The following is a 22256-nucleotide window of genomic DNA, read 5'->3' as shown; positions in this document are numbered from 1 at the left end:
CCGGCAGCCCGTCAGTAGTTCCGGCGGTGCCGGAGCCTGGGGATGGTGATGGCGAAGACCGCGGCAGCGGCGAAGCCCAGCACGCCGGTGGCCCCCACCCCGGCGCCCAGGGAGGCGGCGGCCGTGACGCCGGAGAGCAGCACCGGGCCCCCGGTGGCGCCGGCGTCGGCCAGGAACCGCCAGATCCCAAGGAACTGGCCGCGGCCGTTGTCCGGCGAGAAGTCGGCGCCGAGGGTCATGTTCAGCCCGGAGCTGATGCCGTTGCCGAAGCCGATCAGGAGCGCGGCGAGCAGCAGCCCCACGAATCCGGTGCTGAGCGGGATCAGCAGCATGGCCGTGCCCATGATCAGCGTGGAGGGCACCGCCACCCAGTGGCGGCCCTTGCGGTCCATCAGTTTGCCGGCCGGGTAGAAGACCAGCATGTCGATGGCCCCGGAGATGCCGTAGATGAGCGAGGCGCCGGTCGCGTCCATGCCCAGGTGATCGGCCCAGAGCGGGATCACCACCTGGCGGGAGGCACGCAGCGCGCTGAGCAGCAGTACCCCCATGCCCACGCTCAGGAACACCCCGGCGTGGGAGGCGGCGACGCTGCGCAGCGTGGGCTGCCGGACCGGGGTGCCGTCCGCCGGGGCGGGCGCCGCGACCAGGTCGGGGATGGTCACGGAGAGGGCGGCGGCTGCGGCCATCGCCACCACGCCGGCCCAGAAGGCCGCGCTGATACCGCCGAACTGCATCACCGCCGCTCCGATGAAGGGGCCGATGAAGATGCCGATCCGGTTGACCCCGCCCAGGGTGGAGAGCGCCCGGGCCCGGACAATCACCGGGACCGCCTCCGTCAGGTACTTTTGCCGGGCCAGGCTGAACACGCTGGCGGCCATGCCCACCACCACCATCGCCGCGGCCAGCACCCAGATCCCGTCCGGCACCAGCGGTGCCAGGGCGGCGGCAGCGAGGGCGACGGCGCTCGCGGCGGCCGCGCCGACGATCGCCCAGCGCTCGCCGAACTTCAGGGTGATGAGCGACGCGGGCAGGTTGAAGAACCACGAGCCCAGCCCGATCAGGGTCACGATCAGCGCCGCGACGGCCACCGAGGCGCCGAGGTCCCGGGCTGAGAGGGCCACCACGGGCAGGATCGCGCCTTCGCCGATGCTGAACAGCAAGGCCGGGCCGAAGGCTGGGACGGCGATGCTGCGGAGGCTGAAGGCGGCGGGGCGTGTGGTGGTCATCCCCTTCATCCTAGGACCGGACATTCCCCGACGCTGCAGGGTCAGCCGTCAAAGTGCGTGTGGATTTCCTCACCCGTGACGTTCTTGAGGACGTCGGCGGCGACGTCGCGAAGCTTCTGGTTCCGGTTGCTGGAGACCTGGGTGAGGATGGCCACCGCTTCCTCCTGCGAGCACCGGTTTTGCGCCATGACGACGCCGCAGGCCAGGTCGATGGAGGTGCGGTGTTCCATGGCCGCCTGCAGGTCCTCGGCGCGGGTCTGGGCGGTCCCGATCCGGACGGCCAGGCGCAGCGCGCGGCCGGCGAGGTCGGCAAAGCCGGCCGCCTCGGCCACGATGTCCGCGGTGAAGATGCCGGTGGTCGAGGCGAAGAAGTTCAGGGCGGCTGCCGAGTCGTCACCAATTTCCAGCGGGACGCCGAGGGTGCTGCGGCAGCCGTGCGCGGCGAGCTGTTCCTGGTATTCGGGCCAGCGCGGGTCGGTGTCCACGTCGGCCAGCAGGACGATTCCCTTGGTGCGCAGCGCCTCGATGCACGGCCCGTCACCCAGGCTTTGCTCGATCCGGTCCAGGACGACGGCGGTCTGGCTGCTGCCGGCCACCGTCATGGTTTTCTTCCGGCGCTGCAGGGTCACGCCGCACTCGATCTCCACGCCGGCGGAGTGGGTCAGGACGGACGCGGCGAACTCCGCGAGCCGGTCCAGGAAGTCCTCGACGTTTTCGGTGCCGGCGATCAGCTCCTGCAGCTGGAGCGCGGCATCTTTCCCGGCGTCGGTTCCGGAGTACTTGCTCATGGCCTAAATGTAGCGGCTAAACGTAGCCGTCGACGATCGCCGCGGCGATCTCCCGGTACGCCCGCCGGGTTTCCGGCCGGAGCGCGTCGAGGGTGACGAGGTCGCCGTCGGCCACGCCGCGGTCGTGCGGGACGGCGATCAGCTGGCGGCAGATGCCGGAGAGGTGGTCCTCGATGGCGTCCTTGTCCACCCGCGAGGAGACCTCGTCCTTGTCCGTGATGACCACAATGGCGTTCCGCGCCAGGTCCTCGTAGCCGTGCCCGGCCAGCCAGTGCAGGGTGCTGCGGGCGCGCTTGGCGCCGCTGACGGCGTAGCCTGCCGCGATGATGAGGTTGTCCGCGGACTGCAGGATCCCGCTCATGGCGTTGTGGGTGACGCCGGTGCCGCAGTCGGTGAGGGCCACGGAGTAGTAGCCGGAGATCAGCTTGCGTATACGCAGGTATTCTTCCGCGGTGAGCGAATCGGAGACTTCCGGGTCCTGTTCGCCGGCGATCAGGTGCAGGCGTCCGGCGTGGTGCATGTACCGGGCCAGGGCGGTCAGCGAATCGATCGACTCCACGTTGCGGAGCAAGTCGCTGATGGTCCGCGGGGCCTGCTGCTGGTAGATTCCTTCGCCGAGGGCGCGCTCCACGAGGTCCCCTGAGTCCGGGTTGGCGTCGATGGCGCACGGCGGGTCGCCGCGGTATTCGGCCAGGGTCAGTCCGACGCCGACCGTGGTGGAGGTCTTGCCGATGCCGCCCTTGAGGCTCAGCACCGCGGTGTTGTAGCTGCCCTGCAGCTGGCGGGAAATCCGCCGTGCGAGTTCGTCCTCTTCACGCTGCCGGGCGCTCGGGCCCAGGTTCAGGCTGCCGCCCGTCAGGTTGTAGAGGGCGCCGCGGAGTCCGCCGACCGGCCGGGGCTTCTGCTCGCGGACAAAGAGGCCCGGCGAGCTGATAAAGTCCGGCATCGGCGCGTCGGCCAGGGCGGCGGCCCGGCTGGCGGAGCGGGTGGCACGGGTCGGCGGCGGGGGCACGTTGCCGGACGCAGATTCAACAGCCGGCTCCGGGCTCCGGTTCGGGGCGGCCGCGGCGTCGAGGGGCTCTTCCTGGGCCGTCGGTGCCTGCGGGGCGGCCGACGTCGGTGCGGCGGCGGGCTGCCGCGGAGCGGCGGGCTGCCGCGGAGCGGCGGGGACCTGGCTGATCACCGGGTTGGCGCCGGTGGCCGGGTAGCCAAAGCGCTCATCGGCAGCCTCCGCGGCCTGGGCCCAGGAACTGCTGCGCGGCGGCGCCGCGCGGGCAGGGGGTTCCGGGGTGTCGGCGGGGGCGGTGCGGGGATTTACGACCGGCATGGTTCCTGTCCGGGCAGCTGGGTTCTCACCGTCGGCGCGACGCAGGTCGCGGCGGCGGCGGAGTTCAGGCTGTCCTGCGTTTTCAGCAGTGGTAGCTGAGTTGTCTTCCACCGGTTCGGGCATCTTGTGGTTTCTCCCCCAGGACTCACCGCGGAGCACGCTGCGGCGCTTGTTGTGACTTCTTTCAAAGAGCCAGTCTAGGCGCAGTCGTGAGCACCCTTATCTTTTATCGGCCCCTGGATTGTCTCCCGGCCCGGTCTGGACCCGCAAAACCGGGCCCGACTCCGGGGTGGCTTAGTGGTGCGCGCGGGTTTCCTGGAGGCGCCGGATGAACCACCGGGACTGCTCGGGGCCGTAGGGCAGGATCGGGACCGCCTTGGTGGCATCGTTGGGGGTCTCGCGGGTGGCCTGGGTGGCCTGCCGCACCGCCGTGCTCATGGTGTTGGCCATGGTTTTCACGAACTGGTCACTGCAGGGTTCGCCGTGGCCCGGGATCAGGAATTCGTAGCGGTGCCGCAGGGCAGACAGGTGCCGGAGGGCATCGGCCCACTCCTCCGGGAAGGAATCCTCGAAGGACGGGTGCGCGCCCTGTTCCACCAGGTCACCTGCGTACAGAGTGGTGCCCGTGCCCACCAGGAGGTCCCCGTCCGTGTGCCCGCGTCCGAGGTAGAACAGGGTGGCGCTCTGGCCGCCAAGGTCCACCAGGACCGGCTGGTCCTTGACGATCGCGTTCGGAACCACGAGTTCCACGGAGGCACCCTCGCCGGCAGCCATTTCCGGTTCCGCGGCTTCGACGAGGTGCCGCTGGGCGTCTCCGTTTTCCTCGATCTCCGCGGCGCAGTTTTCGTGCCCCCAGAACTCGGTCACCCCGTCGTCTGCGAATACGGCGTTGCCGAAGAAGTGGTCGTAGTGGGCGTGGGTGTTGACCACCACCAGCGGCAGCTGCGTCTTTTCCCGGACGGCGTCCAGGATCTCGCGGCCCTGCCGGGGCCCGCCGCCGGTATCGATCACCATGGCACGTTCAGTGCCTACGATCAGCCCGGTGTTGAGCAGGGATCCTTGGGTAGTCAGCACATAGTTGTCCTGGCCGACCTCGAGCCATCGTGACATGAAATCTCCGTAATTCCGGCGCTCTGCAGCACCGTTGGCCTGCGACATTCAGGCCTCGATTCTAACCGCTGGCGCCGTTGGACCCGTCAGGAAAACGGTGTGAAAGCGTCCATGTTCACAAATTTCGTTGCCACCGGCAGCAGTCTGTGGCAGCCCGACGGGCTGCGCACGGCCCCCTTTCCTGCTAGCATCCAGCTGATCCGGGTCCTCCCTGCGGAGCACCTGGATCGACGCCCCGCCTTGGGCGCCAGATGTGGACGATCAGGAACCGAAAATCGAATTTCAGTATCGTAACGGCTTGGCCAACATAGGAGGTCCGCGGGATGTCGGTGGATGGTAAAGACGATGTTGTGGTGTCCGGCCACCAGCCCGACCTGTTCCCATATACCGGGTTCTGGTACAAAATGGCCCACGCGGACCTTTTTGACCTCGCGATACATGATCAGTTCCAGGCGAGAGGGTATCAACGCCGGGTGACGATGCGCGGCCAATGGGCGTCGGTCCCGCTCGCGCAGGCGCACCGACAGGGCCCCATAGTCGATCTCCGGGTTACTCCGGAGGCGGGCGACCATCTGTGGGATGTGATCCGAGGCAGATACGTGGGATCCCGGTTCTGGGCCACACGGCACGAGATGGTGCATGACTGGCTGCAGAAGGCCTTCGTCGATGACCGGCTGTGGGTGATCAACACGTCCCTGATCGCGTCCGTCGCGGAGTACCTGTCGATTGATACCCCGCTGGTACCGGCGGAGCCCCAGGAACTGGCAGGTGCAGCCAGGGTGGCGGAGCGCGTGGCAAGGCTGGGCGGGACCGTGTGCCTCGCCGGGACCGGCGGGAAAGCCTACATCGCCGAAGGGGACGAGGAGTTTTCCTCGCGTGGCATCCGGATTCGCTGGAGCCGCCACGCGCTAACGACCGGAGACTCTATCCTGACGGCTCTGTTCGACGACGAAACGCCGCTCGATACTGTGATGAAGGAAGTAGAGCCATAGCGGGATGCAGGCTCAGCGCAACACCCTCACGGCGGCGTACTGTTCCACTGCGTAGCGATGATGCATTGCCCCCAAGGCTTCCGCCTGCTTGATCAACGCCGCGCCGTTGGCCGGGGATGGCGGCGGGGCCGTTTCGGAGGCGTAACAGTCCATGGCCTTGCCCTTCGCCAGCACGGCATCGCCTGAGATGTCCTCGAACGTGTTGTAGTTCAGGCCGGTGGGGCGGAGCTCAAAAGAGTAGACCGCGACGTCGTAGACGTAGACGCTGGGAACATACCAGTGGCTCTGCTTCATGCTCGCGCGGGCCGCCCGCATCCCGGCTTCGTATGTGGCGATGTGGTCCTGGTGCAGGTCCGGATAGGGCAGGTACATCTCCTGCGGCCGGGTCATGCCGAGGATCCGGTCCAGCGAGTCCACCATGGCAACAAGCGACTCATGCAGGCTGCCGTCTGGCAGGGACAAGAAGTGCGTGACATCGTAGCCCAGAGTCCGCCGCGCGGCCTCATGCTCCCGGAGCCTGGTGGCGGACGGCTTCGCCATCACCACCACCTCGCACTCGTCCGGGTACTTGGCCAGCAGTCCCCCGCAACCGAGCACCTCGTCGTCGCAGTGCGGGGCAACAACCATGCGCTTCATGGTGCCCGGTCGGGGCCGGGCACGAAGCGCAGGTGCTCTGAGGCTGGGAGTTGTTGCTGCCTGCTGAGTGGGCCACTGCACCGTGAGTGATTGCCCGGTTTCAGCAGCTGACTTTCTACGCCCCAGAAATAGTCGATCATGCGCCCGACGATAGGGTCTGAACCTTTGGAAAAGCTTGACTGCGCACTCTTGCTTCGCACTGCCTTACCCTCCCGCAGTGACCAGGTGCCACCCGCCGGTGAGGTCGAACTTCACCAGCACGGCCACGTGGTTCTGAGCCACTGGCACGGGACCGGCCCGGCCTGCCAGGTCAATATTGCCGGACCCGCTTATTGAGATGTCGCCTCCGAAGGCCTTGATGTAGATCGTTTCGCCAACACTCTTTTGGGAATCGATGGTGGCTAGGGTTGCGGGCCCGTTCACCAGGACCGTCGTCCACTGAAACGTTGATATTGTGCCGTCTTTCACGGCTACTTGGCCGGTGCTGCCACTCGTCGGAATCCCGGGTTCCATGTGGACATTGCGGGCATCCACCGCGTTCACCCATGTTCTGTCGGCTGCACCCAGAACGGCTCCTCCGACGACTGCAACGGTGGAAGTATTGGACCCCTCCACTAAATAACCGCTGCCTGCGCTATTGTGGCCTGAATTCGCGAAGTGAGTGCCGATAAGTGTAATACCGCGGCTATCCGCACTTGCCTTGAAGGCATTCCCAAGCGCTTCGGTGAAGGTTCCCGTGAAGGTGATCGAAAATGCGCCTTCCATTTCTACGCCCTTGGCACGGCCCTCTATGGAGCAATTGAGGAAATCAATGCCGTAAGACCCTACGGTGGAAAGGGGCATGCCGCCGGCATCGATCTCTGTGGTGATTCTAAGATTTGTACCGGCATGTTCCGAGGTTCCTGCACTGGTGCTCAACTGGCAGTTTATGAAAGTAACCTGGCCGATCTTTCCCGACATGAGAACAGCTTGGGATGCAGGTGAATCTTTATCCGCTATGAAGTCGACTTGGTTGAATACCAGGAACTGGTGCTGGTGGAGGGCCCTCTTGCCGCCCCCGCCAGCCCTGAGCCACATGGGATCGCCACTGAAGTTACGGACGGAAACGCGGTTCATCCCACCGTTGCCCCATCCTGCCGAAGTATCGTCCGCAGCAGAAGCGAACGCGTAGACGCCATGACTGTTGGGGTTATTGATTCCGGCACCATGAAGGGTTAGATCATTTATGAACATGTTATCCACGTAGCCCGCATCAAATGTTATCAGGGCGGTTGTCTTTATGCCGGCTTTAGCAGAGATGGAGGTCCGGTCCCTGTTGGATCCTTGCAGGGTGACGCCTTTCTTCACCACCAGGCTCTCGGCCAAGTAATCGCCTTTGGGGAAATACACTACGGCAGAAGGGCTTGAGGCCAAGGCGGCCGCATTTATGGCCGCCTGAATAGCTCCAGTATCGTCGGTGACGCCGTCACCCTTGGCGCCGTGGTCGCGCACGTTGAAATGCAGCTCATCTTTCCCGATCAAGGCTAAGTTACTCGCCCCCTGGGCGAGGACGGCGCCCGCGACCGCAAGGCCTCCGGCAACCACCAGCAGGGTTCGCCGATTGAACGGCTTCGGCCCTGGGCCCGTCGCCGAGTCACTCCCCATCACTGGTTCAACCTTGGCCGTAGGGGGAAGGCGGCTGCTCTGGGCACCGGTTTCCACCGAACGTGGAGGCTCGAGGAGATTCACGCCCAGACCTGTTGTGTCCGGGAGGAGGACCACCGCCCGCTCGACTTAGTCCGCGCAAAACAAGAACGGCAGAAAGCCGCCGCGCTCCGTCAAAGGCGCAGCAAGGAGTCGCCGTCCCTGCGGGGAGGCTTCGGCCTGTCAGCTTGGGAGTGTGGCCCATGCAACCGACGGAGTTACCGTTGCCGGCCAGCCGAGGGCCTGGCCGTCGAGTAAACGATGCCCATGTCATGCAAGCTAAGAGGGCCACCTTGAGTAAACCTTGGGTCGGCTGGAATTGGCCGCTGCGTCGCCGAGGGGTCCCGGCTTTCACCTTCGGGTTCGAAGTGGGGGCCGCAGTCGCTCGGGGGTCATTTCGGCAGAATCTGCTGCCACCTGGTCAGGTCCGTCCTCGTCGCGGGCCGTAGCTAGAGTGGTCTTCGCATGCCTCCCCGGGGCATCAGCGTCCTCCGTCCGGGCGTACCTACCGCCGTCCCCGGGCGAATAGGCGGTTGGCCTTTTGCCAGCTACGCGGTTTATCACCACGCCCAGTAAGTTGGCCCCCGCCATGCGGAGTGCGTCAAGGGAACCCTTCAATTCTCGAATACGAGCCTCCGAGGCGCCGACCACAAGGACAACGCCCCCGACATCCTGGGACAAAACGGCCGCATCGGTGAAAGGAATGAGCGCAGGCGCGTCGATGATTATGGAATCAAAACGCGACGCCAGGTAGTCAAGCACCGCTTTCATCTCAGCTGAGCCCAACAACTCGCTAGGGTTCGGGGGGACTGGGCCCGAGGCAAGTACGAAAAGCCGCATTTCCCCCGACTGCTGAATCAAGTCACCCAGGACACCGGAATCCGTGAGAACGTCTGTGAGGCCTTCCCTCCGCTCGAGGCCCAGGTACTCCCCGGCCCTGGGACGATGGAGATTGGCATCCACGAGGCAGACAGATTGTCCGGCTTTCGCCACGGCGACGGCGAGGTTTATCGCAGTAGTACTCGCCCCCTCCCCGGGGACCGACGACGTCACAAGGATGATTTTTGAACGGCCCGGGATATTCATGAACTGAAGGTTGGTCCTCAGCCTGCGGTATGACTCCGCCCTAGAGCCCGCTGCCCAGTGATTCAGCAACGGCGCCTTGGCAGCATCACGGTCGAAGGGAATGCCCGCCAAAAGCGGAGCATCGGTGACGCGCCGAAGGTCCAGCTCGTCCGCTATTTTACTGTCCAACGCCGACCGCAGGAAGGCAAGCAGGAGTCCGACTCCCAGCCCGACGCCGAGCCACAGCAAGAGATTCAGGCCTACGTTCGGGGACGAGGGCGCGGTGGGCGCCGTCGCGGGCTTAGTGATCGAAAGGCTAACCGGCGATTGGCCGCCTGTCTTCGGCTTCTCCAGATTGTCGACCGCCCGGATGAGGCCGTTGGAAACGGCTTGTGCGACAGCAACAGCCTGTGCAGGCGAGGAGTCCACCACTCGAATGTCGACAAGGACCGTGTTGATGTCAGCGGTGGCCGTCACCCGTTTGGCGAGCGATTCAGCACTTTCGGACAAACCCAGAGTATCGATCGCCGGCTGCAGAACCATTGGCGAGGCCACCGTCTTGAGATATGACTGGACCCTGGATTGGCTGAAAGTGTTTCCTTCCTGCAGGTCCGTGGTAGACCCTGAGCCGGGAATTGCCACGAACAGTTGGGTCTCAGCGGTATATGTGGGCCGGGCGAGGGCGGAAACTGCCCCGCCAGCCAAGATCCCGATCAGCGCACCGGCGACTACCAAAATCCAATGGCGTCGCAACAATCGCAAATAGTTCGGTATGTCCATCGTAAAACCTCCTTGTTCCGAGTGGCTGAGTTCCACAAATCGACTTGGGGTATCGCCCATCATTGATCCGCTGCCAGGACCCTGATGAATCTTGCAGGCACGCCTGCGACCAGTGTGTGCGCGGCCACATCTCGAACAACAACGGACCCGGCGGCAACGACTGCTCCGGCGCCGATCGTGACGCCGGGCAGTACCGTCACGGACGCCCCGATCCACGTCCCGTCGCCGACGTCGATCGGCGCGGATTCTTCGGAGCCGGCACGTTGCTTGGGCCCCGCTATTTGATGGGTTCCCGTCACGAAGGTGCATCTCATGCCGATCCGCACGTTCGCTCCGATGGTGACCACATCGGCGCAATCGAAAAAGCAATCACAGTTAATGAAGGTTCCCTCGCCGATGGATACCGTATTTCCCCCGAAGAAGCACCCGGGAGATATGTACGACTTTCGAACGTCTGCCCCGAGGCGGTTGAGCAGAACCCAGCGAAGCTGGGAGGGTATCCAGGCGGAGCCGATTCCCCGGTTGAGAGTCAGATCCCGTAAAATCCGTCTCAGTTCCGGGTGCAATGAAGGTAATTGCGAGAACCCAATCAACTGACTGCACTCCGTCTCTGAAGGTGGACTTCATCCACGCTGAGGTCCCGGGACCTCCAGACGCGGACTGCCAGCAGACACGACAGCAGGAGCTTTGCCGAGAAGCCGATCATCAATGCTGCGACCAGTCCCCCCGTGCCCCACGTCAGTGCCAGCGCAAACTGGAGGGCCGCTTCGGCGGCCACGACGCCGAGGCGAATGCGGTGCGGAAGCTGGGGAGCGACCGAAAACCTCAGCGGTAGCAGGGCGGAATCCAACAGCAAGCTGCCCAGCATCGCGGCGCCGACGGGAATGAGAAAGGGCACGACCTTTTCGAAGTTACTGTTGTGCCAGAACGTGCTGAGCACCGCCCCGGCTGCGCCGGATAGGACGATGCCCGCCGCCCACACCGACAGCCACATCCGGAGAAGCTGCAGCTGTGCCGGTCCGCCAAGGGAATGCAGCTGGGCCATTCGGGACAGGAACAGGGGTGAGAAACCCTGAATCAGCATAAAGACCGGCGCGAATACCAAGGAATATGCCAGCCGAATCCCGGCGGTGTCGTCAGGAGGGCTGGTGAGGAAGATGACGAGAATTCCGAGCTGGGCCCCCAAGGCGGAGTACATCGCTTCTCCGCTGAGGCGGAGCGGCACACCCATTGTGGCGATCGGGGTAGCAGTCCAGGGGATTGGGCGGATGGCGTTCCAACCCATGGCCCAAACGGCCCCCAGTGACGTCACCCAGATGAGGACCAAGGGGAAGGGCACGTGCTGGGAACTCAGGACAAGAACGGCGCCCGCCAAGAGGGCGTAGACGAAGGCAACATAGGCAGCACGTCGAAACAACCCGTACATGGTGGCGGTGTAATGAGGTCCGTCGGCCAGGACAATGGCGACTGCGACGAGGGGTTGCCACCAGTTGGTGAGGGAGTTTCCGGCCACGAGCCACATAAGGCTGAAAAGGCCGGCGCCGAGGGCACCCGCCAGACCCGGCATCAACACCGACTTCCGAGTTAAGGAGTCCTGGCCCGAGAGGGAGTTACGAGCGCCGGCTATCACGCGTCCATCCACCGCGTAGGCGCGGACTGCAGCCGCGACGATAACCCCGATGGAGGCACATACCGTCAGGGAGGCGTACTCGGTCACCGCAAGCACCGAGGCGCCGACCAGATTGAACGCGAAGGATCCAGCGGACCAGAGTCCTTGGTCCGCTAGTCGGGCAAACAGATCGCTACGCGTGAATCCGTGGCCACCCGGCGTCCCCCCGCGAAGCTGGCTGTGGCGCATAGCAGCGTGCCTAGGCATCGGTGAGTCGCCTGCGGGGCGGGGAAGCCGACGACGCGCGCAAGAGTTCCGCCTCTGCTTCCGCGTAACGGTCCCCCCGCCAGACCTCAGCAGGTCGGTTGCCCAGACGGGAGGCCTCGATCACGGCGGAAACAAGGGACTTGACCGAGCTGTCTTTAGACGCGTCAACCTGCACTCCATGCCCTCCGGAAAACTCCAAGACCGCCGCCGAACCCGTCCCCTTGAAGCAGACAACGGGAACTCCCACAGCAGTTGCCTCGCCGACGACGCCGGACCCGCCTTCGCGCGAACTCGGGTGAATGAACACATCGGCCCCCAGCATTGCTTCGAAGACATCTTTCTGCGGCACGTGCCCCCCGAACTCGACCCGGTCCTCGACGTTGAGCGAGGCCGCGATGCTCTGGAGATAATTCTCTTTTCCGGGGGATGGTTTGCCGATAATCAGCAACCGTGCGTTGCTTAATCTGGGGTCAGCCAGCGCCGCAATTGCCAACTCAAATCGTTTCGAATACACCAAGTGCCCCGCGCAAAGCAGCTGCAGACCACGGCCGTCCGGCTTCGGTGCGTCCGGCACTTGCTGCTCGCGGCGGTCGGCAATGAGAGCAAGAAACTGAGGATCTACGCGCGTGTTCGGGAAGGCTTCAGCCCGGATGCCGTTTGAAATCAAGTCCTCTGCCATGGCCCGGGAGGTCGTCAACACCAGGTCCATGTCCCGCCCAATTCGCCGGGAGCGGAGCCGGCTTAGGACGTCGCGCACCTTTTGTTGGGCGAAGTGATACCTCCACAGGGGGTGCCGGGGATGCATCCGAAGAGCGTCCGCAGCGCCGGAGGATCCCACTGGGCCCCAGACTGTGAACGAGCGGTGTCGAAGGACCGAAATGGGCGTGGGTAGCAACTCGCTAGCGAATGTCACATGTCGGGCCAGCAGGATGTCCTGATCCGCGGGCAGTTTCTTGAAGTAGTGCCTCACGAGGACGTTCCACGCCAAATACTCCACGCGTGTCAAGTACGGATTCTCTAGTAACTTAAGCGCCCTGGGCAGATCCAGGCCAACCGTTCGGATGTTCTCCGCGGAACGCAGATCCAGCGTCGCAAGATGCGCATCGGTGGCCGCCTTGGATCGTGCGTTCATGACTGCCAGGACCTCAACGTCAGGCATGGACTCCGCCAGGGCAACCCACGTCCGCAAGTATGCCCATCCGATAGTGGGTTCGCTCGGGATGTTGGGATCGCAAGCGAAGGCCGCGATGACCACCAGTTTCTTCCCCATCAGACTCCTATCTCAGCAATCAAGAAGCGCTTATTCATCGGGATCGCTGAACGCCACGCTGATCGTCTGCCGGTCAGAGCGGTTGTTGCGGGCCGAGAGCGCCCGCTTGACGACCGCCACTGAAAACAGCCGGAATCGCGCCGCCTCATAGGACCACCCCACATCCGCATTCCTTCCGTCCAAACTCCTTAGCCAGTAGGCCCAGCTTCTTGTCAGCAGGCCGACCGATACAACCAGGCACCAGGAAATGCTGTGGATCGCCGAGCGAGACAGCTGGGCCCTGTAGAAGTCATGGAGGTTCAGGATCCACGCCGGGTTGGCGCGAAAGCTGCCGCTCGAATCACTTTGGCCCACCAGGTGGTGTGCGGTCGCCTCTGGGAGCAAGACCACGGATAACCCCAGCGACTTGACCCGGAAACAGAAGTCGATGTCCTCGGCGTACATGAACCATTTCTCCGTGAGTCCGCCGGCCAAGTCCCAGGTCTGTTTCGAAAAAACCATGCACGCCCCGGTTACCCAGTCAACCGAAACAGGGGCGGGGGAAACGTTCGTGGGAAGCAAATAATGGCCCCACAGCGCCCGCCACGCGCCCGATGTCCGCGAGATTCCGGAGTAATGGAGCAGCATTCTCCAAATCGTCGGAAAACGCCCGGCCGGCAGGATGCCGAGCCGGGAGCCTTCGTCCACGATCAAGGGCGCGACAATTCCGGAACAGGGTCCCGAAAGGGCACCGACGAGGGCTCGCACGCTGTCGAGGCCTACCACCGCATCCGGGTTCAGCAACATGATGGCCTCAGATTCGCATGACTCGACGCCTCGGTTCACGGCCTTGGCAAATCCCAAGTTTTCCGGCATCTTCATGATCCGTACCGACGGGAATTGCATCTCCAGTTCCCTGACCGTGGAGTCCTGGGAATTGTTGTCCACGACGACGATGTCCAGGCCTTCTACGTCCACGAGCGGGGCGATGGCACTCAGGATTACGTCCTTGCTGTTGTAGCTGACGAGAACGACCGAAAGGTCCAGCGTCTGGTGGTCAGGAGGCATATGTTGCGCCCTGACCTCGGTACGCCACGATTTTGGCGGGCACTCCGGCCACAATGGCATACGGAGGTACATCCCGGGTCACTACCGCGCCCGCACCCACAACCGATCCGTTGCCCATACTGACCCCGGCGAGGATCTTGGCTCCGGCCCCGATCCAGCAACCGTCACCGATCCGGATCGGAGCGCGGGCTGAACCCTGCAGTCGAATAGGGATGTCGATTGAGGAACTCTCGTGATTCTCACTGACAATGACGACGTCGGGACCCAGCAGCGCGTCAACACCGATCGTGACGCCGCCCTGACCCCAGATGACGTTGTTGACGCCGATTGCCGAGCGGGCGCCAATTCGCACATATTCCCCGGGCTCAGCGATCACACCACTTCCGGCGATCAGAGTGCCGGCACCGACCGTGACGTTGTCCCCGAGGACCACACCCTCACGGCAATACGCATCTATCCTCACCCGATCGGCCAACGCCACACCGCGCCCGGCGGTGAAGTGCCGCGGGAATTGCACCTGGACCCCCCTACCCCGGAAATGAAGTCCCGGCAGACGCCGGTACGTGAAGCCAAAAGTGGCACCGCGGAGCGCTTCGACGATTTTGCGAAGCAGGAACTCGCTCACCACGCTCGGGGGAACTTCAAGGGGCAGGTCCCGCCCTCGAAGCTTCCGGTACATGAACCTTGTCAGCCCGCGGGGCCGCCAGGCCGCAAGGGGTTCCGCAAGGGCGGCCCTGGAAGCGCGTACGACGGCTTCCCAGGACGGAACGGGTTCGGGAACGCCCGGTCCGCTGCCGGCGAGGGACTCGCTGATGGCGGCCGCGATCGCGCTGACATCCGCGGGGTCGACAAATGTGGCGTACTCGCCCAGATTTTCGTGCATTACCGGCAGGTCACTGGCCAGCACCCGCGTGCCCAAGGCCATGGCCTCAACGGGGGGCAACCCATAGCCCTCCCCGAGCGAGAGAAACATCATCAGCGCCGCGTTGGAATACAGCCAGAGCAACTGCCGGCTATCCACAAAGCCGGTAAAACGCACCCGGCCGTCCGCGATCGCCGCTCTGGCCGAGTCGCTGAGTTCCTCCTTTTTCCCGGACGCGTCTCCCACCACCACGAGGGGAAAGTCCGGGGAAACGGTCCCCGACATTAGGGCACCCTCAATCGTCCGAACCAAGTTCTTGCGTATATTCAGTCGCCCCACGGTGAGCAGGTACTGCCCTGGTTTGAGGTCGGGGACATGGCGATTCGCCGCGTTGTTTGAAAACACGGACGCTACGCCAAGGCGCGTTGCGATCACCTTCCGCAGCGTCGGGTTATGCGCTGAAATTCGCTGACGTTCCGACTCGGACGAGGTAACGATCGCGCCCGCGAACCGCGCCAGAAAAATCATCACCCGGAAATACGTACGCTCAATGCGCGTGAACCACTCCGGGTTGGACTGAAACAGGACGTCGTGCAGGAATACCACGGAGCGTCCCGAAAGGGCGGAAAAGTTCTGACAAAAGATGAGGTCAACACCCAGCCGCCGTGCGGCCACGGTCAGTTCAATGCCGTTAATCAGGGGATGGAGTCGTAGCCGCGACCGTAGCAACGTCGCGTTTCCGGGGATATCAAGACTGCTCGCACGTGCATGGCTCGGTACGACCACCACGATGTCATCTTCAGGGAAGTGGTTCGCCCAGGCGCGCAACACTTCCTTGACTACCAGCCGGCCTGAAGGTGGCCCGTCGAGAAGCCAAAATCCATCAAACAGAATCTTCATTCCGATCCCCCAAGGCCGACAGTGTGTCGAACGCCGTTCCGTCATCGGCACAAACCCGGTTCATCCTTCAACCTGGGCTGCGCGGAGGCGGGCGGCCTTTTCAAGCTCCCCGCAGAAGCTAGGACAGGTCCGGGTACCCAAATCCGTCATGCATTTCACTCGAGGTGCTCCATTCCTTCTTGCGCATGTGTCGCCCAATTGCTGCCGCTATCCGTGGTTATTCCGGTGAGAAGCCGCGCGGCTGGCGCCACTGGCATACGAGCTCTCGTCGATCACCGACGTTAGCGTCCATGCCGGAGAGGGGACACAGTATCGAGTACTCGCTTTAACCGGGAGGGAACACCCGGACGCGCGCTCCGGGCAGGCTCGGAGCATTCTGAAGTGGCGCATCAGCGCTACCCCGGCCCAGGAGCAGTGAGCCCAGGCGGCCTTAGCCGGAGTCTGTTGAGGTGGGTCAGGCCCTTGGCGGGCGAGGGTCCCAGGCTGGTCCGTCTTGCCGCGCTTTGGCGCGAGTCTCCGGCACCACTCCGCCGACGGACGGCATGCGCTTCCAGGGACCGTGCTGGATTGCTATGGGCGTGCTCCCAGGAAACCGTGCCAGATGGCCCAGGACGACCCCTGCGAGAAGACCCATGATGATTCGGTCTGAATTACCCATCGGGCTAAACAACAGATCCCAGGCCCCGGTGAGTATGGCAAACAGCGGCAACGCTCCGAGCTCGCGAATGAAACCCACAGCTCTTGGGATAGCGGCCACGAAGACCGTAGCAATCGCTGCGGCGAGAATGACGCCGCCGATTCCGAAGTGTGCCCATAAATCAGCCAGCACGGAATGCAAGTCCGTCCGGTCTCCAAACACCGAGTCGCTCCAGTACACGGTGTTGGTGTAGTCGCCTCCCGCGTTCTGGGCCGCTCCAATGGCGTCCCTCTGCATGGCACCATCGGGGGTAACGCCGGTACCGAAACCCCAGGGGGACTGTCTGAACAGCTCGAGAGTTGCAGCCCATTCCGTGCGACCGGCCGAAATGAGGTCGCGGCCGCCACCAAGCTGTAGCGATGTCCTGCGCTGAATCTCCTGACCCAACAGACCTGACAGCATGGCTTGAACCATCGCCAGAGACGTGAGGAGGAATCCGCCGATGATTAGAGACAAGGATTTCCCTGGATGTTGCCTCACCCAGCGGAGACTCTGCTGGGTGAGGAAAGTGCAGATGAGAGCTACCACGGTCACGAAGGCCATGGTCCTGGCATCGCTCAGTACGTTCGCGACGGCCGCCCCGCCGAGGACAAGCCTGGTCAACTGCAGCCTCCGTGCCGTCAAGGCGAGCAGGAACATGGTCACGAAAATCCCCTGGTCACCCTTCCAACCGATTTCGGTGCCGCTGAAGAGGGACGACGCCACCGCGCCGGCCAGCGCGACGGCTGTTCCGCGGAACAGGTCCACCCGTTCGAGCGCCCAGTAACCGGCCAGCACGAGCGCGGGAAAGGCAAACACCCAAAGCAGGATCATGGACAACTGCGTCGGAGTGTTCGTGACGAAGTTTTGGTCGGAAGCTTGGAGCCTTAGAGCCAGCCCTATCACCATTGCGATCACCGCTCCGTACAGGAGGCCGGCGGTGCCCTTAGCGGCTCGCACGGTGGGCCAAAAGAACCCCACGGCGAGCAGCCCGAAAGCTGGCATTGCCATCGCCGGGACCAGGGTCAGCCCCGGAGCTTTGACAAAGAGCAGGAACAGGACGACGTAGGCGACGCCTGCACTGAGGGGGTCCGGCGTTTCCTCCCCCACCCGGAGCCACGCACGTTGCGGGCTCGGCTTAAGTCGCACTCGATCCCCTCATTCCCACCCCTATCGGCTGGCCGGACGGCCCAGACGAAAGGGGCCGGACGTGGGCAGCCCGGTTGGCGAGTACTGCCCCCAGTGCTCGCTGGCAAGGTTGCACACACTCAGAAAGTAAGCGAAGGCCCCGTGATGGGCCAGAGTAGCGACTACCCGTCTTTGCTCTTCACCCTCTTGGTACTCGCTCGAACCGAATGCGCCGGCGCGCCCCGCTCCTCTCAGAGATCTGCCAGCACGGATCCCGGGTTTTCGATCGCGTCGGCCACGTAGCGCAGGAAGCCGCCGGCGGTCCCGCCGTCGCAGACGCGGTGGTCGAAGGTGAGCGTCAGCTCGGTGACCTTCCGGACGGCGAGCTCCCCGTTGACCACCCAGGGCTTGTCGATGATCCGCCCGACGCCGAGGATGCCCACCTCCGGGTGGTTGATGATCGCCGCGGAACCGTCGACGCCGAAAACACCGTAGTTGTTCAGCGTGAACGTGCCGCTGCCGAGCTCCGCCGGCGTCGCCTTGCCGTCGCGGACGACGGCGGTGAGGCGGCGGATTTCGGCGTCCAGTTCGCGGGCGCTGAGTTTGTCCGCGTTGCGCACCGAGGGGACCATCAGGCCGCGGTCGGTCTGGGCCGCGAAGCCGAGGTTGACGCCGTCGAACGCCACGATCTCCTGGCTGGCCCCGCCGGTGGTGTCTTCGGTGGTGACGATCCGGGTGTTCAGCTCCGGGAATTTCTTGAGTCCGGCGGTGACGAACCGGGCGATGAACGCCAGCAGGCCCGGCGTGTTGTGCGGGTCCGCCTTCTTCAGCGCGGCCCGCATCTCCACCAGGGCCGTGGCGTCCACGTCCACCCACACCGTGGCTTCCGGGATCTCGGAGCGGCTGCGCGCCATGTTTGCCGCAACGGCCTTCCGCACGCCGCGCACCGGGGTCCGCCCGGCAATGCCCAGCCCGGTCCGCGCGTCAGTGTCTGCGCCGGCCTGGACCGGGGCCTCCGTACCGGCCGGAGACCCAGCCGGACGGTCCGCTGCGGCGGGCTTGATGGCGGCCTCGACGTCCCGCCGCATGATCAGCCCGCTGGCCCCCGACCCCTGGAGTTCCCTCAAATCAACCCCATGGTCCCGAGCCATCCGCCGGACCAGCGGAGAAATCACAGCCCCCAACTTCCCAGGAACCCGCGTCCGCATCAGCACCAGATCATCGGCAGCCTTCTCCGCAGCCGACACTTCGGAAAGCGATTCGGCAACAGCCCGCCTAGGAGCCCGGGTCCGCCGAGCAACCCCATGCCCACCAGGAGTCCCGTACCCGATCAGCACATTCCCGGACCCCGCTTTTTCTTCCTCGCGGTAAACCTCGGCAGCAACAGCTGCCGGCGACTCAGCGGAAGGTGAGTCGAGAGCGCCACCGGCCGGCGCGGATGATGCCGCCCCGGGAGTGGCATCGGGCCTGTCGGAGCCGGCAGCATCGTCCGAAGGACGGATGCTGTCCGGCGAAGGGGCGGGGGCGGCATCATCCGCGGCGGCCCCAACGGGGGCGGCATTGCCTGGGGCGGCGCCACCGGCGCCAGCCGCCGTACCACCAACCGGCATGACCGAGATCAAAGGCTTCCCGACGTCGAGTGTCTGCCCGGGCTCGCCGTGCAGCACGGCGACGGTGCCGGCGTACGGGGAGGGCACCTCGACCATGGACTTGGCGGTCTCTACCTCGGCGATCGGCTGGTCGACGCGGATCTCGTCACCCACGGCCACGAGCCAGTTGACCAGCTCGGCCTCGGTGAGGCCCTCGCCGAGGTCCGGCAGGAGGAATACTTTCGGTTCGCTCATGGTCAGTCTTCCCACTGGAGGTCGTCAACGGCGTCGAGGATGCGGTCCACGCCGGGCAGGTAGCAGTGCTCAAGCTTGGGCGCCGGGTACGGCACGTCGAAACCGGTGACCCGGCGGATCGGCGCGGCGAGGTGGTGGAAACAGCGTTCCTGGACCCGGGCCACGATTTCCGAGGCCACCGAGGCGAAGCCGTGCGCCTCGGCGATGACCACGGCGCGCCCGGTCTTGCGGACCGAGGCGCAGACCGTCTCGTCGTCGAACGGCACGATCGAGCGGACGTCGATCACCTCGAGCGAGCGGCCTTCCTCGGCGGCCGCCGCGGCGGCGGCGAGCGCCGTCGGGACGGAGGGCCCGTAGGCGATCAGTGTCGCGTCGGTGCCCGGGCGGGCGACGGCGGCGCGGCCCTCCGAGGAGGTGCCCTGTTTGGTGTTGGCCGCGTGTTCGGCGCGGAGCGCGTCCAGGTCCACCTGGTCCTTGGACCAGTACAGCTTCTTGGGCTCCATGAACATCACGGGGTCATCGGAGTCGATGGCCTCGCGCAGCATCCGGTAGCCGTCCGCGACCGTGGCCGGGGTGAAGACCTTGAGGCCGGCGGTGTGCGCGTAGTACGCCTCGGAGGAGTCGCAGTGGTGTTCCACTCCCCCGATGCCGCCCGCGTACGGGACCCGGATGACGATGGGCAGCTTGATGGCGCCCTTGGTGCGGTTGTGCATCTTGGCGACGTGGCTGACGATCTGTTCGAAGGCCGGGTACGCGAAGGCGTCGAACTGCATCTCGATGACCGGGCGCATCCCGTTCATCGCCATGCCGACGGCCATGCCGACGATGCCGGATTCTGCCAGCGGGGTGTCGAAGCAGCGGCTCGTCCCGAAGGTCGCAGTCAGGCCGTCGGTGATGCGGAAGACGCCGCCGAGCATGCCGACGTCCTCGCCGAAGACTAGGACCGACTCGTCCGCGTGCATAGCGTCAGCCATGGCGGTGTTGAGCGCCTTGGCCAGGGTGATGGTCTGCGGGCCGGTCTTTTCAGCTTCCACGGCGGCCTTGGCCGCCGCGCGGGCGGTCGCGGCGCTGACGTTGCCGTTTGCCTCGGAGGAGGTGGTGACGGTGGGGCTCATTTCGCGGCCTCTTCCCGGGAGAGCTCGTCGGCGAGCATGGCGGACTGTTCCCTCAGCTGGGGCGTGGGGGTGGAGAAGACGTACTTGAACAGGTCCAGGGGTTCCACCGGGACGTCTTCGCTGAGTCCTGCGCGCAGCGCGGCGGCGACCGTTTCGGCCTTCTCGGCGATCAGGGCGGCGCCGTCGTCGTCGAGCAGCCCGCGCTCGGTCAGGTAGGTCTTCATCCGGCTGAGCGGATCCTTGGCCACCCATTCGGCGACCTCGCTGTCCTGGCGGTAGCGGGTGGCGTCGTCGGCGTTGGTGTGGGCCTGCATCCGGTAGGTGTGGGCTTCCACCAGCAGCGGGCCGGAGCCTTCGCGGGCGAGCTTCACGGCCCGGCCCAGCACGGCCAGGAGGGCCACGATGTCGTTGCCGTCCACGCGTTCGCCGGCCATGCCGTAGCCGACTGCCTTGTGCGCGAGCGAGGGCGCCACCGACTGGTGCGCCAGCGGCACGGAGATCGCGTACTGGTTGTTCTGGACGAAGAAGACCACGGGCAGGTGGAACACCGCGGCGAAGTTCAGCGCCTCGTGGAAGTCGCCTTCGCTGGTGGCGCCGTCGCCGCACATTGCCAGGACCACGGTGTCCTCGCCGCGGAGTTTGGCCGCGTGGGCGACGCCGACGGCGTGCAGCAGCTGGGTGGTCAGCGGGGTGCACTGGATGCCCACCTTGTGCCTGGCCGGGTCGTAGCCGCCGTGCCAGTCGCCGCGGAACAGCGTCATGGTCTGGACCGGGTCCACGCCGCGGGCCATCACGGCCACCGAGTCGCGGTAGGTCGGGAACATCCAGTCGCCGTCGGACAGGCAGAGCGCCGCCGCGACCTGGCAGGCTTCCTGGCCGTGGCTGGAGGGATAGACGGCCATCCGGCCCTGCCGGACCAGGGCGGAGTTCTGGTCGTTGACGCGGCGTCCGACGACGAGCTGCTCGTAGGCGGCCAGCAGTTCCGCATCCCCGGGGAGGCTGTATTCGTGGCCGGGCTGGGCGCCCTGCTCCGTGTCCGCGTTCAGGGCGCCGTCCGGGCCCACCATCTGGATCGGGTGGCGGGCCGGGAGCATGTAGTCCTCGACCGTGATGCCGAATTTGCGCACGGCCTCGCTGGCGGCGTCTTCCGCCGGGGCGGGAGGCACCTCCCCGCGCTCGGGCTGCTGCGCAGTGTGGTCTGCGGAGATCGTCATTGGTCCGTCCTTCTGTAGCCACTATTCGCCTCCAGTATGGTCCGGGATGCTGTTTCGTATCCACCTCCGGGCCAAATCGTGGAGAAGTCCCGAATTTTGCCCTAATCTGGAAGACAAAATGTAAGTGTGAGCTGGATTACCGGCGGGGGTTGTAGACAAATGGCAGGCACGGAACCGGAGCAGGCGGTACCGCTGGACGACGTGGACCGGAACATCATCGCTGAGCTGACCCGGGACGGGCGGATGTCCGTCACCCAGGTGGCCGAGAACGTGCATATTTCCCGGGCCCACGCCTATACCCGGATCGCCCGGCTGACCGGTGAAGGGGTGCTGACCAAGTTCACGGCGCTGGTGGATCCGATCAAGGCCGGCCTGAAGTCCTCGGCCTATGTGACCTTGAAGGTGCGCCAGCATTCCTGGCGGGAACTAAGGGAGCTGCTGCGTGCCATCCCCGAGGTGCACCACATTGCCCTGGTGGGCGGGGACTTCGACGTGATCCTGCTGGTCCGTGCCGTGGACAACGTGGACCTGCGTCGGGTGATTTTTGACCAGCTGCAGTCCATGCCAGGGGTGCTGGACACCCAGACGTTCCTGGTGTTCGAGGACCTGGACACCCGCTAGGAGCCGGGGCCGGCCCTCGGAGAGGCAGCGGGAGGCCCGGCCGCCGCCTAAACAGACTCTGGACGGGCACACGGCGTTCCCGTAGGCTGGCGGCTC

General features: G+C 64.9%; 18 protein-coding genes. 2 read left to right on the top strand and 16 right to left on the bottom strand.

Features of this window, described 5'->3' with window-relative positions:
• Positions 1–11: 11 nt before the first annotated feature.
• The 4 genes from E7Y32_RS08535 to E7Y32_RS08520 form a co-directional block, all read right to left on the bottom strand.
• Positions 12–1226: an MFS transporter gene (locus E7Y32_RS08535; RefSeq protein ID WP_146336751.1), complete on the bottom strand. Its 1215-nt coding sequence runs from the start codon at positions 1224–1226 to the stop codon at positions 12–14.
• 41 nt (positions 1227–1267) lie between these two features.
• On the bottom strand, positions 1268–2014 hold the full coding sequence (locus E7Y32_RS08530) for a GAF and ANTAR domain-containing protein (protein WP_146336750.1): 747 nt from the start codon (positions 2012–2014) through the stop codon (positions 1268–1270).
• Between the two features lie 16 nt (positions 2015–2030).
• The gene (locus E7Y32_RS08525) at positions 2031–3341 is read right to left on the bottom strand and encodes a MinD/ParA family protein (protein WP_261382387.1); all 1311 of its coding nucleotides are present in this window, start codon (positions 3339–3341) and stop codon (positions 2031–2033) included.
• A 294-nt stretch (positions 3342–3635) separates the two neighbouring features.
• Positions 3636–4451 (bottom strand): MBL fold metallo-hydrolase, encoded by an 816-nt coding sequence (locus tag E7Y32_RS08520; RefSeq protein WP_146336748.1) that lies wholly within the window; start codon positions 4449–4451, stop codon positions 3636–3638.
• A 323-nt stretch (positions 4452–4774) separates the two neighbouring features.
• Here E7Y32_RS08520 and E7Y32_RS08515 point away from each other — a divergent pair, with 323 nt between their 5' ends.
• The gene (locus tag E7Y32_RS08515) at positions 4775–5443 is read left to right on the top strand and encodes a WbqC family protein (RefSeq protein ID WP_146336747.1); all 669 of its coding nucleotides are present in this window, start codon (positions 4775–4777) and stop codon (positions 5441–5443) included.
• Positions 5444–5455: 12 nt separating this feature from the next.
• Here the strand turns inward: E7Y32_RS08515 and E7Y32_RS08510 are convergent, their stop codons facing one another.
• The 12 genes from E7Y32_RS08510 to pdhA all read right to left on the bottom strand — a co-directional run bounded on the left by E7Y32_RS08510 (position 5456) and on the right by pdhA (position 21539).
• Entirely contained in the window at positions 5456–6070 is a 615-nt protein-coding gene (locus E7Y32_RS08510) for a PIG-L deacetylase family protein (protein WP_186466962.1), read from the bottom strand.
• Between the two features lie 213 nt (positions 6071–6283).
• Complete coding sequence (locus E7Y32_RS08505) at positions 6284–7807, bottom strand: glycosyl hydrolase family 28-related protein (RefSeq protein ID WP_186466961.1); 1524 nt, start codon at positions 7805–7807, stop codon at positions 6284–6286.
• Between the two features lie 306 nt (positions 7808–8113).
• Complete coding sequence (locus E7Y32_RS08500) at positions 8114–9607, bottom strand: polysaccharide biosynthesis tyrosine autokinase (protein ID WP_146336745.1); 1494 nt, start codon at positions 9605–9607, stop codon at positions 8114–8116.
• A gap of 59 nt (positions 9608–9666) precedes the next feature.
• Positions 9667–9954, bottom strand: coding sequence for a DapH/DapD/GlmU-related protein (locus tag E7Y32_RS16285; protein WP_186466960.1), 288 nt, complete (start codon positions 9952–9954; stop codon positions 9667–9669).
• A 242-nt stretch (positions 9955–10196) separates the two neighbouring features.
• Positions 10197–11465 (bottom strand): hypothetical protein, encoded by a 1269-nt coding sequence (locus tag E7Y32_RS08490; RefSeq protein WP_146336743.1) that lies wholly within the window; start codon positions 11463–11465, stop codon positions 10197–10199.
• Positions 11466–11475: 10 nt separating this feature from the next.
• Positions 11476–12753: a glycosyltransferase gene (locus E7Y32_RS08485; RefSeq protein ID WP_146336742.1), complete on the bottom strand. Its 1278-nt coding sequence runs from the start codon at positions 12751–12753 to the stop codon at positions 11476–11478.
• A gap of 30 nt (positions 12754–12783) precedes the next feature.
• Positions 12784–13800: a glycosyltransferase family 2 protein gene (locus E7Y32_RS08480; RefSeq protein WP_186466959.1), complete on the bottom strand. Its 1017-nt coding sequence runs from the start codon at positions 13798–13800 to the stop codon at positions 12784–12786.
• Positions 13790–15562: a glycosyltransferase gene (locus E7Y32_RS08475; RefSeq protein ID WP_186466958.1), complete on the bottom strand. Its 1773-nt coding sequence runs from the start codon at positions 15560–15562 to the stop codon at positions 13790–13792. The genes E7Y32_RS08480 and E7Y32_RS08475 overlap by 11 nt, the downstream gene beginning before the upstream one ends.
• Before the next feature lie 454 nt (positions 15563–16016).
• Positions 16017–17348, bottom strand: a complete 1332-nt coding sequence (locus E7Y32_RS08470; protein ID WP_146336739.1) for an O-antigen ligase family protein — start codon at positions 17346–17348, stop codon at positions 16017–16019.
• 269 nt (positions 17349–17617) lie between these two features.
• On the bottom strand, positions 17618–19210 hold the full coding sequence (locus E7Y32_RS08465) for a dihydrolipoamide acetyltransferase family protein (protein ID WP_146336738.1): 1593 nt from the start codon (positions 19208–19210) through the stop codon (positions 17618–17620).
• A 2-nt stretch (positions 19211–19212) separates the two neighbouring features.
• The gene (locus E7Y32_RS08460) at positions 19213–20325 is read right to left on the bottom strand and encodes an alpha-ketoacid dehydrogenase subunit beta (RefSeq protein ID WP_146336737.1); all 1113 of its coding nucleotides are present in this window, start codon (positions 20323–20325) and stop codon (positions 19213–19215) included.
• On the bottom strand, positions 20322–21539 hold the full coding sequence (pdhA, locus tag E7Y32_RS08455) for a pyruvate dehydrogenase (acetyl-transferring) E1 component subunit alpha (protein ID WP_146336736.1): 1218 nt from the start codon (positions 21537–21539) through the stop codon (positions 20322–20324). The genes E7Y32_RS08460 and pdhA overlap by 4 nt, the downstream gene beginning before the upstream one ends.
• Before the next feature lie 159 nt (positions 21540–21698).
• Here pdhA and E7Y32_RS08450 point away from each other — a divergent pair, with 159 nt between their 5' ends.
• Entirely contained in the window at positions 21699–22160 is a 462-nt protein-coding gene (locus tag E7Y32_RS08450) for an Lrp/AsnC family transcriptional regulator (RefSeq protein WP_146336735.1), read from the top strand.
• Positions 22161–22256 lie beyond the last annotated feature (96 nt).

It is taken from the genome of Arthrobacter sp. UKPF54-2, from assembly GCF_007858535.1.
Lineage (GTDB): Bacteria > Actinomycetota > Actinomycetes > Actinomycetales > Micrococcaceae > Arthrobacter.
This window is presented reverse-complemented; position numbering and strand designations above follow the sequence as displayed.